General features: G+C 40.8%; 6 protein-coding genes. All 6 read left to right on the top strand.

Annotation, left to right across the window (positions count from 1 at the left end):
* Positions 1-157 precede the first annotated feature (157 nt).
* The 6 genes from K6C05_RS00195 to K6C05_RS00170 all read left to right on the top strand — a co-directional run bounded on the left by K6C05_RS00195 (position 158) and on the right by K6C05_RS00170 (position 11,654).
* The gene (locus tag K6C05_RS00195; RefSeq protein WP_296730217.1) at positions 158-1,099 is read left to right on the top strand and encodes a ribose-phosphate pyrophosphokinase; all 942 of its coding nucleotides are present in this window, start codon (positions 158-160) and stop codon (positions 1,097-1,099) included.
* A 54-nt stretch (positions 1,100-1,153) separates the two neighbouring features.
* Positions 1,154-2,317, top strand: a complete 1,164-nt coding sequence (locus K6C05_RS00190) for an aminotransferase class I/II-fold pyridoxal phosphate-dependent enzyme (RefSeq protein ID WP_296730215.1) — start codon at positions 1,154-1,156, stop codon at positions 2,315-2,317.
* 19 nt (positions 2,318-2,336) lie between these two features.
* Positions 2,337-3,110: a M15 family metallopeptidase gene (locus K6C05_RS00185; RefSeq protein WP_296730213.1), complete on the top strand. Its 774-nt coding sequence runs from the start codon at positions 2,337-2,339 to the stop codon at positions 3,108-3,110.
* Between the two features lie 628 nt (positions 3,111-3,738).
* A complete protein-coding gene (locus K6C05_RS00180) occupies positions 3,739-7,869 on the top strand; it encodes a dynamin family protein (protein ID WP_296730211.1) in 4,131 nt (1,376 codons plus the stop codon).
* A 76-nt stretch (positions 7,870-7,945) separates the two neighbouring features.
* Positions 7,946-9,850: a dynamin family protein gene (locus K6C05_RS00175; protein WP_296730209.1), complete on the top strand. Its 1,905-nt coding sequence runs from the start codon at positions 7,946-7,948 to the stop codon at positions 9,848-9,850.
* Between the two features lie 19 nt (positions 9,851-9,869).
* Positions 9,870-11,654 carry a dynamin family protein gene (locus K6C05_RS00170; RefSeq protein ID WP_296730207.1) on the top strand — a complete coding sequence of 595 codons (1,785 nt, stop codon included), beginning with the start codon at positions 9,870-9,872 and terminating at the stop codon, positions 11,652-11,654.
* The last annotated feature ends 18 nt before the right edge of the window (positions 11,655-11,672 follow it).

Raw genomic sequence — 11,672 nt, 5'->3', positions numbered from 1 at the left:
ATTTGGCCATTGCCCGGTCCCACCAAAAAAATATATCTGGTTGGGCTGATAAACGTAAAAAATAAAGTGGCATTTTCAGTTGAAAACTGATAGTATATATAAGGTGTTTTTTCTAACCGAAAATTGTTTATTTGAATATTGGAGGCTTTAAAACAAAATGTCAAAGAGTAACATGCGTCTGTTAGCTGGTAATGCGAACCGTGAGCTGGCTAAGGAAATTGCCGAGCATCTTGGTATTGAGCTTATTGAGGCTCAGGTGGGTCATTTTAATAATGGCGAAATCCAGGTAATGATCAGCGAGAGTATTCGTGGTAAGGATATTTTCATTATCCAGCCTACCTGTCAGCCAGTTAATGAGAACTTGATGGAGCTCTTAATCATGACGGATGCCTGTAAGCGTGCGTCGGCTCATAGTGTAACCGCTGTTGTTCCTTATTATGCTTATGCCCGTCAGGACCGTAAGACTCGGGGACGTGAGCCTATTTCAGCTAAATTGGTGGCTAATCTCATGCATACTGCTGGTATGGACCGTGTGGTTACCGTTGATTTGCATGCAGGACAGATTCAGGGCTTTTTTGATATCCCAGTTGACCATTTGGCTGCTGCTCCAGCTATGGCCGAATATTTTAAGGAGCAGAATTTGGAAGATGTAGTGGTTGTATCCCCAGACTTAGGTGGTGTAACCCGGGCTCGTAGAATGGCTGACTTGTTGGATGCAGGCATTGCTATCGTAGAAAAGCGTCGCCCACGTCCAGGTTGTGCTGAGGTTATGAACCTCATTGGTGATGTCAAGAACAAGACCTGTATCATGATTGATGACATGGTTGATACAGCTGGTTCCCTTTGTGAGGGCGCCAAGGCATTGAAGAAGATGGGGGCCAAGGAAGTATATGCCTGTGCTACCCATGGTATTTTGACTGATCCGGCTGTACAGCGGATTAATGATTCCGCCATTAAGCAGCTGATTATTACCAATACCATTCCATTGCCACCAGAGAAGCAGTCCAGAAAGATTGTTAGTATTTCTTTGGCACCAATGCTGGCAGAGTTTATCGATTGTATCTACAATAATGGTTCGGTAAGTAAGCTGTTCAAATAAGATTAAAATATCGGGGGCTGTGTAAACAGCCCCTTTCTGTTTAGGGGTGGGAATATGGAATTTGCAAAGAGAATGGACCAATTCGGCGAGGGCGTGTTTTCCCGATTGGCGGAAATGCGAAAAGAACGGGTAGCGGCTGGCAAACAGGTTATAGACCTCAGCATCGGGGCACCGAATATTCCGCCAGCCAAGCGTATCATGGAAGCCATGGCCAAGGCAGTAATGGAACCGTCCAACTATGTTTATGCCATATCGGATACAAAAGCCATGCTGGAGGCAGTGGCTGGCTGGTATAAGCGTCGGTATAATGTGCTGTTGGAGGAAAATACAGAAATCTGTTCCTTGATTGGTTCCCAGGATGGTTTGGCTCATATTGCCCTGTCCATTCTTGATCCCGGGGATGTAATGCTGGTACCGGATCCATGCTATCCGATTTTTGCCGATGGACCTAAGCTGGCTGGGGCAGAGCTTTACTATATGCCTCAGAAAAAGGAGAATAATTATGTGATTCAGCTTCAGGATATTCCGGAGGAAGTGGCGAAAAAGGCCAAGCTGATGCTGGTATCCTACCCTAATAATCCAACCGCTGCTATGGCACCTGTGGAGTTTTATAAAGAACTCATACAGTTTGCCAAGAAATATGACATCATTGTTATTCACGATAATGCCTACAGTGAATTGGTGTTTGATGGCCGTAAATGGGGGAGCTTCCTGGAGCTGGACGGCGCCAAGGAAGTGGGCGTGGAGTTCAATTCCTTGTCCAAGACCTATGGCCTGGCCGGGGCCCGCATCGGTTATTGCGTGGGCAATGCCCGGGTGGTAGGTATGCTGAAGACTTTGAAATCCAATATTGATTATGGCATGTTCCTGCCAATTCAGGCGGCTGCCATTGAGGCTATTACCGGAGATCAGAATATTGTGGAGGAAACCCGTCAGGCCTACGAGCGTCGTCGAGATGTGCTGTGCGATGGGTTGATAGAAGCCGGCTGGCAGATGGATAAGCCACCGGGAACCATGTTTGTATGGGCCCCAATTCCGGCTAAATATGCATCTTCGGAGGAATTTGTAAAAGATCTGCTGGACAAGACCGGTGTGCTGGTAACCCCTGGCAGTGCCTTTGGCCCATCCGGGGAAGGTTATGTTCGCATGGCGCTGGTTCAGTCTGAGGAAGACATGCAAAAGGCCGTGGATAATGTAAAAGTAGCGGGGATATTTTAATAATTAAGGAGAGACTAAAATGAAAACAGCAAAAAAATTTCTATTGTTTGTTTTGTTGATTTGTTGTTGTGTGACTGGGTTTAGCTTGTATAATGACAATGGTAATGGCAATGTTTGCACTGGGAGTGCCGTGTCTGATGATTCATCCGATTTTGTCAGTATGACTCAGGTGGCACCGGATATTATTTTGGAAATCCGTTATTATTCTACATACAATTTTGTGGGTGACCGGATAGCGGGCTATGAGGAGCCATGCGTGCTGATGACCAGAGAGGCGGCCACAGCATTAAAGGCTGTATCTGATGATGTGATGGCACAGGGCTATCGCTTAAAGGTTTATGATGCCTATCGCCCACAAATGGCTGTGGATCATTTTGTCCAATGGGCAGAAGATCTGAATGATACCCGCATGAAACCGTATTTTTATCCAATGCTCAACAAGGATGTTTTGTTTGACCAGGGATATATTGCTGCTAAATCGGGGCATAGCCGGGGCAGTACCGTTGACCTTACCCTGTTTGATATGAGAACAGGCAAGGATGTGGATATGGGCGGGACCTTTGATTACTTTGGACCGGAAAGCCATCCTGACTATTGTGGTAACCCTGATACCATGACTTATACTGGTGGTGGAATAACTGCTGAACAGTTTAATAACCGCATGTTATTACGGGCAGCTATGCTGCGGCATGGATTTAGAGCCCTTGATACGGAATGGTGGCATTTCACCTTGAATAATGAGCCATATCCGGATACATATTTCACCTTCCCAGTTCGCAGCTTGGGTAGATAAAAATTAATGGGAATAAAAGGACTAATGCATAAAACCATGCACTAGTCCTTTTTCTTGGCAACTAGATTTTTTATAAGTACAAGAAATATATTGTTGAATTTTTCGTAATAAAATGCATTTGTAAGACCAGAATAGCTAGAATTTGGCTTATCTTAAGCAGAAACTTTTATAGGAAATAAAGTACAGGCTTATGATAAGGAACTTTATACTTGAAATATTGTATAGCTTAAACTAGACTAAAGGACTAAAGAATTTTATATATTTTTATTGTTATGCAGGATTTTGGTTATTAATGACGAAAAGGTACATTGTATTAGTTGCTGGGTTAACCGATATAATAATCTTCAGGGAGTATTGGCGTATAAATGGGTATTTAAACCATGATAAATAGACGTTGCCGAACCATAGTATGTTGTACGATTTAACTGTTAGAGAATGTTCAGGGGAAAATAGCTTTAATAATAAAAATGTGCTTCAGCAGGCCTATTTAAGGCTTTATTTCGTGACTATTTATATTTGTTTTCTAAACCGTTGGACAGCGTGAATATGCGTTGAACAGCGGTTTTTTGCGTGCTCTGATTAAAGTGGCTAATTTAAATCCGTGATAGAAAGGATGTATTAACAAATCATGGAAAAGGAAATATTGACGAATATCTTGGAAAACCTTCGCTCTTTTAGGAGTATTATAAGTGAAGATAAGGAGTTTAAGGTACATGTAGAAGACCTGGATAATTTACTTATGGATGCGGAAGAACCATTACTGATAATGGTAATGGGACATTTTTCTGCAGGGAAATCTACCTTTATCAATGCTTTGGTTGGTAAGGAAATAGCTGCAATGAATGCTACACCAACCACGGCTGTTATTACAAAGCTTTGCTATGGTGTTAAAGATGAAATTATTGTTCATTACCGTGATGGGGCAGAAGAAAAGAAGAAACTGGAGGATTTTGCATCTCTCACAGCGGAGGCTGATGAGGAAAGTAATCAGCTCCATGAAAGTATCGATTATGTGGAGCGGCGTATGCCTTTTGATGTATTACGGTCAGTTACCATTATTGACAGTCCGGGTATTAATTCTATAAAAAGTGCTCATGGGGTCGCTACCCGACGCTTTATGGATAAAGCGGATACCGTTTTATGGATGTTTGATGCCCAGAATGCGGGTTCACAGACGGAAATAGATGCAATGGAGGAATTATCCCCTCGATTAAAACCGATAGCTTTGGTCAATAAAATGGATCAAGTTGATGAGGAAGAAGAGTCACCAGAGGAATTATTAGATAATATTCGGGGATTATTAGGGGATAGAGTACAGGCGGTAGTCGGTATTTCTGCTGAACTGGCACTGCGTGGAAAACTCCAGCATGATGAGGAACTATTAGAAGAGAGTTGTATTAAGGATTTCTATAACATTATTCAGCGAGAAATTCTGCCAAATCGCGATAACTATAAAATGAATACGTTGTTGGATGATATGGTAAGTTTCACCTTTAGTATTGGCAAGAAAATCGAAGATAAGGAGAAAGGCTTCGAGGAAATCAAGGAAAAAGATTATTCAGCGTATATTGCCCAGCAGTCGGATTTGGCTCCAATAAAGGATGGATTCGAGGATTTAGCGGAGGTCTTTTATGATCATTGTCAAAATCAACGAAAAAATCTTGTTGCAGATGTCTTTGTGGGGATTCTGTATCGTTTTGGCCTTGTAGTAGAGAAGAATGAAGCCAAAGCGGTGCAACGTATGGAAAGGGCTGCCGTACGTCATGACAAAAATGCCCAGATGGTTTTGATGATGCATTATTTCCATTGTGAGGATTATGAAAAGGCTCTGTTTTGGGCACGGCACGGTTCCAAGGATAATAATGATGACTGCCAGGCATTTTTGGGAGTAATGTTACTATATGGTATAGGTGTAGATAGAAATCTTGCTGAGGCATTAGAAAACTTTAAATTAGCTGCTGCTCAAGGCAACGCCGATGGGCAATACGGCGAAGGTTATATGTATCTTTATGGCTTGGGGGGATCCGAAGATAATGACCATGCCTATCAGATGCTGAGTAAAGCGGCCTTTCAGGGCGAAGAAGCAGCTTTTAGAGAATTGGGAAATTGTCATTTGAATGGCTGGGGAGTAGAAAAATCGCCGGAAAAAGCCTTTGAGTATTATAAAAAAGCTGTTGATAAAGGTGATGATGAGGCTGTCGTAAATTTGGGACTCTGTTATGCTAAGGGTGTAGGCATTACGGCAGATTTTAATAAAGCTTTGGAATACTTACAAAAGGCTGTCGAGCTGAAGAACAACGATGCCCTTGTTTTTCTTGGAAATTTGTATTGGGATGGCAATAAGGTGGATAAGGATGAGGAAAAAGCCTTTTCCTATTTTAGACAGGCTGCGGAGCAGGAGAGTGGTGAAGCTCAATACAATTTATCCGTTTTCTATCGTGAAGGTATTGCGACCGAGAAAAATGAGGAAATATCTCGGGAGTGGCTATTTAAAGCGGTAAAGAACGAAGATCCAAATGCTTTGTATCAGCAATCCATTTATTTGGCTGATGGTGATGGCATAGATAAGGATGAAGCAGCAGCCCTCAGAATGTTGATAAAGGCTGCTGATGCCGGCATTTTAGAGGCTAAGGTTGATTATGCTGATTGTTTAAATTATGGTATATTGAACTCTCCAATTGATAAACAGCGGGCGATTGAGCTTTATCAAATTGGCGTTCAACATAATAATCCGGTAGCACAATATAATATGGCTCTATTTTATGACAAAGGTGAAATCGTAGATAAGGATATTACTAGGAGTATAGAGCTTTTAAGTGAAGCAGCAAAGGGAGATTATGCTCCGGCCCAATATTATTTGGGATTAGCATACAGTAATGGTTATGGCGTAGATAAGGATGAAAAACAGGCATTTTCATTGTTTGAGGCAGCAGCCAAGCAAAAAAACTATTCAGCAATGTACCAACTGGGGATTTGCTATTTATACGGCAAAGATGTGGCTAATGATGAGGTTAAAGGTGCTTCTCTGCTAAAAGAGGCTGCAATAAATGGAAATGTCAATGCACAGCGGGAATTGGCATATTGTTATATAAATGGCAAAGGTGTACCAGAAGATGCTAGCCAGTCGTTTAATTGGCTTGAAAAAGCCGCTCAACAAGATGACGGTGAAGCGGCAAAATATTTAGGCTTATCTTATAAAAATGGTATAGGTACAAGTAAAGATGCTAGTAAGGCATTTTATTGGATGAAAAAAGCTCGGGATTTGGGAGAGGAAGAGGCAGATAGATATTTAGGCATATTTTACTATCAGGGTATAGGTGTTCAAACAGACAATAAGGCTGCTTTCCAGTGTATGAAAAATGTAGTAGATAATGGTGATTTGGAAGCAACAGGTTTGCTGGGCGGATTTTATCTCAAAGGAATTGGTGTTGATAAAAATCTTAAAGAAGCGGCACGCCTGCTTAATATTGCTAAGGAAAAGGGCAATGTAGAGGCTTGTTTGATGTTGGGAATGTGCTACGAAGATGGCTTGGGGCTTGAAAAAGATGATGCAAAGGCCTTTGCTTGCTATAGAATAGTCGTGCAAACTGAGGCTAAGGGGGAAGCAAACTATATAATTAATAATTGCGGTGCAGGTGCGTATAATCTAGGTCGTTGTTATGAATATGGTATAGGAACTGAACCGGATATAAATGCGGCAGCTCAATGGTATAAGAATGCAATATCCCAAGGAAATACTGAAGCTAAAGAAGCGTTTGCTAGAATTGAAAAAATAATGCAACGTAGGCATGCCGATGAGCGCATGAAGGTGCTTCAACTAAAGGCAGCTTCAAAGACTATCGAGGAATTTTTTGAAATGGGCCAGTTATATCAACATGAGTATCAAAATAGTAAAGCAGCCTTTGATTGTTATTTAAATGCTGCTACTAAAGGCCATTTTAGTGCGATGGTTTGTGTAGGGCGATTTTATCAGGAAGGTATTATCGTGAATGATCCGCGAATAGCCTGTAAATGGTTTTTTAATGCTGCGGAAGGGGGATCATCTGAAGGAGAATATTATTATGGCCTTAGCTTAATTAACGGCAATGGAATAGAGAAAGATTATAATCGTGGACTTTCATATCTTAGATTAGCAAAAAGTCACGGTAATGGAGCCGCAGCGGATTATTTGTCATCCTTAGGTTTTGGGGAACTAAAAAAACAGTCCTGTATAATAAAAGGAGCTACACAAACTGAGCGATATGTCTTAGATATAGCAAAAAAATTAAAGCAAAGATATCCATTTGACGCGCATGTTTATTATATTGTTGCTAATGAAGGCGAAGAGTATGAAAAAACTGTCAGGAAGTTTAGAAATGCCATGGAAAGCTATGCGATATTACAGGAAGATGAATTACCTATTTTGTGTTACGATTCTACTGTTACAGGAACAGCCAGAGATGGCCTGCTTGCAAGTAACAAAGCATTGTATGTTCATAATTATACGGAGGATACAGTAGTAATTCCATATTCGTTAGCCTCGGTAATTGAATATAAACTTGGAATGTTTACAAATCATTTGTATTCTGGTGAATTTAAGATAAATACCGCAGGTATGCTCAAGGATGAATGCATTGCTTTTTGCAATGTACTTAACGAAATTATTACTACCTTTAAGACAGCTAAAATATGTAAAGAATCGGTAGAGTGGTTATGTACTTGTGGAGAAAAAAATAGTGGAAATTTCTGTACGAAGTGTGGTAATAAGAGACAGGATTAGTATGGCCGGGTGTAATGTTAGTTTGGTTCAGTGGTTTTACATGTCTTAAACTTATTTTTAATAATGGGGTAAAAATATGGAATTAGAAGTATATGAAATGAAACGTCAGCAGTTGGAGACTGTATTAAGGCAATTAGGTGAAATAGGTCAGAATTTAGGCCTGGAAGGGCAAAAGAAAGAGTCTGATAATGCCATAGAATTATTACAGCAGGAGCAGTTTAATATGGCGGTGGTGGGGGAGTTTTCCCGGGGAAAGTCTACATTTGTTAATGCTCTGTTAGGAAAAAATATCCTACCAGCAAGCAAATCTCCTACAACGGCTGTTATTAGTAAGATAACCTATGGTGATCCGCCAGAATTTATCTTGCATTATAAAAATGGTTTAGGTTCTAAGCAGGTTTCCCAAGAGGAATTTTCGGGGCTTAAAGCACCTAAAGAGGGACTTTTAAACAATATAAAGGATAAGATACAGAAGTCCATAAATATCGGCGAACAGGAAAAACTTGATAGTATTGAATATGTGTCTATAAAATATCCCCTAGCCTTCTGCAAGGATAGGGTGGAGCTGGTGGACACACCAGGTACTAATGATTTGAATACAGGACGTATTGAAATTACTTACCGCTACTTGGAGCAGGCAGATGCTCTGATTATGCTGCTTGCGGCGGACCAAGCATTGTCCGAATCTGAAGCAAAATTTTTGCAAGAAAGAATTTTAAAGAAAAAAATACAGGATATATTCTTTATTATCAACCGCAAGGATGCCCTCCACGGACCAGATGAGGAACAGAAAGTACTTGATTTTGTGCAAACCAATTTAAAGGCATTGTTGCCGGAGGATATGCGGACGAATTTAAAGGTTTTTCTTGTATCTAGCCGACAGGCGTTATTATATCGTCGGGCAGAAGGCGGTGAGCAATTAAAGCCAAAGTTGCTTGCGGAAAAGCCAGATAACTTTGAAATAACGGGATTTGTAGAATTTGAAAAGGAATTAGGTTGGTTCTTGTCGGAGGAAAAAGGTAAAGCTAAGCTGGAAAAATACATTCGTAAAGGACAGGAAATCATTACTGAGCTAAATAAAACAATTGTATTACGACAGGACATGTTTAGTCATTCAGTCGATGAAATACGGGAAAAGGCTGCGGCTATGGAGCCAGAATTTCTTGAAGCTAAGCACAAAAGCAAAAAGATAATTGGAAATTTGCGTAGTCGGTTGGAAAGTACAGAAAGTCAGTTGGAAAACTCCTGTATTATTGCTGGAGAACGTCTGAGGCAAGTAGCAAATGAGGCAGTAGATAATTATTCTGGTGATATGGATGCAAAAAATATTAAAATAGCTGTGGAGCGGGCCGTTACTCCAGAACAAAAACGGTGGATTGAGGAAATGCGCCAATCCCAGAATAAACTTTTACAGGAAGAGACTAATAAGGCGGAGCAAGCATTGCAGAGGATTTGGAAGGACGTTAACTCTACTTGCTGTTTGGATACACATATGCTGGATAAAAGTGCTACTGTGATGTCCTTTGATATTCAAGGTGTAAAGAAAGAAAACATCAGTGATACCCAGGCAGATATTGGAGGCTGGTGCGTAGGAGGCGCCATTGGCTTGCTTGTAAGTGCACATTTATTGCCAGCTTTAGCCCTTGGGGCACTTGGGGCCGGTTTATTGGGATTATTCAGTGATTCTGATGATGATATACGTGAAAAGGTAAAGGCGCAAATTTCTGAGCAATATACTGAGCAGGCTGAGAGCATTAAATCCGATATCATTGATGGCTATAGAAATCAGGTAAAGGATATTTGTGTGCAGTTACAGGAGGCTATAGATTCCCGTATTAGTGATATGCATAACCAATTGCAAATAGTATTGCGGGAAAAGGAATCACAGGAAAAGGATGTAGATCAAAGAATCAAAGAATTGTCAACCAAAGTGCATGCCTTGGAGGATTGTGGTCGGACACTGATAGCTCTGGCTAAGTGAGGAGGATGAGTTTCGTTTTATGAGTAGCGGAATACAACAAAAAAAAGAAAAGATAAATTCCATACTGTCCAAGCTGAGTATACGGGACTATGTGCAACAGAAAACGCGATTGGCAAGTAAGTTTGAGGGGCTACGGCGGGATATCCAAAATGATTATTATACAGTAGTGGTTCTAGGGGAGTTTAAGCGTGGGAAGTCAACTTTTGTTAATGCGCTATTAGGTGAAAGCCTGTTACCAATGGATATATTACCAGAAACGGCGACAATAAATGCCATTATGTATAAGGACCAGCCAGCGGTTCAAGTTGTTCATCAGGATGGGAGATTGGAGCAGGGGGAGCCTACTTTGGATTATTTAAAGAAATTTTCCGCCCGTCAAGGTAACAATGCTGCCGAGGGGGTACGTTATATAAAAATAGGTTATCCATCAAAATTATTGAAAAATCGGGTCATTTTGGTAGATACACCTGGCGTATCGGATTTAGATGAGCAACGTTGTGATGTGACCTATGAATTTATTCCCAAGGCCAATGCCGTTATTTTCTTACTGGATGCTAATTCACCATTGAAGAAAACCGAGAAGGATTTTATTGATGAGCGCTTGCTGCCACAGGGAATAAGCAATATTATGTTTTTGCTTAACAAGTATGACGCAGTAGATGAGGAGGAAGAGGACGAAGACTTGTTGGAAACTACTCAGCAACGATTGAGTCAGGCTTTTAATCGGGAAATACCTGTATATCCGGTATCGGCGAAGTGGGCCTTGGATGGGCTTGAGCAGGGGAATAATGAGCTTATTGAGGCATCACAGATTGAGGGAGTTCGGCGGCGATTAGAAGAGATGCTGTCAAACGGTTCTACTGAAACAGCCAAAATTACAAGTTGGGAAAATCGCCTTAAATCCTTATTAATTAGTTTACAAAATGAAATAACAAATGAAAAAGAACTTTGCCAGATGGATAAGGAAAATATCAAGAAAATGCTTGATGAAATCGAGTCCATGCTGGCAGAAAGGCAGCAGAACGAGGAAAAAATCAGTCAGTATATTGAAGACCGTAAGGTAGAAATAAATATAATGGTTGCTAAATCATTACATCATTTCAACGAGCAATTGAAAGAGGATTTATTAGACAGAATTGAGGAATACAAAGGAACGGAATTTAAGGAATTTATGGAAACTAAAATAAACAAGCGTATTCAACGACAGTTGGAAGCGTGGATTGGTATGTATAGTCAACATATCAATAGGTTGTTAAAGAATATGGAAGGTGAATTGGCCACTGGCATGAGTTATTACTTTCAGCAGAGAATAAAAATTGAAACTGATGGTGGCAAGGAGATAAACAAACGGACATCATCTTTGGCAATTACTGGTGAGGATATCTCAAATGTTACTTTACATGCTGGAATGATTGCGGCAGTGGGAAGTATTGGGCTTCTGGCAGTAGTTGGAGGCGCCATTATGCCATTGATGAGCTTTGCTGCTCTGCCTATACTTAGGGATGCTTTATTAAAAAAGCGCTTGACTGAGGCTAAAAATATGGCGGTACCTGAGGTGCAGGCTCAGCTAGCGAGAGGTATACAACAGCTTCAAGTTGAGGTTGGCAAATACATAAATGAGCGTTGCAGTTTAATCAGACAAAATACAGAATATGCCTACGAACAAGTGCTGTTGGATATGCGCAAGCAATTTCAACAGCAAATAGAAGAACAGCAAAATTCCAAAGAGGATGTAGAGCGACGCTATAATAACTTAAACCATGAAGAAGATATGGTTAAGTCATTTTTAGCAGAATTGACCTGATGGGAGGTAATTTGCATG

The sequence above is a fragment of the Anaerovibrio sp. genome, from assembly GCF_024697385.1.
Lineage (GTDB): Bacteria > Bacillota > Negativicutes > Selenomonadales > Selenomonadaceae > Anaerovibrio.
Note: the sequence above shows the minus strand (reverse complement) of the source record. Positions and strands in the feature narration are given on the sequence as shown.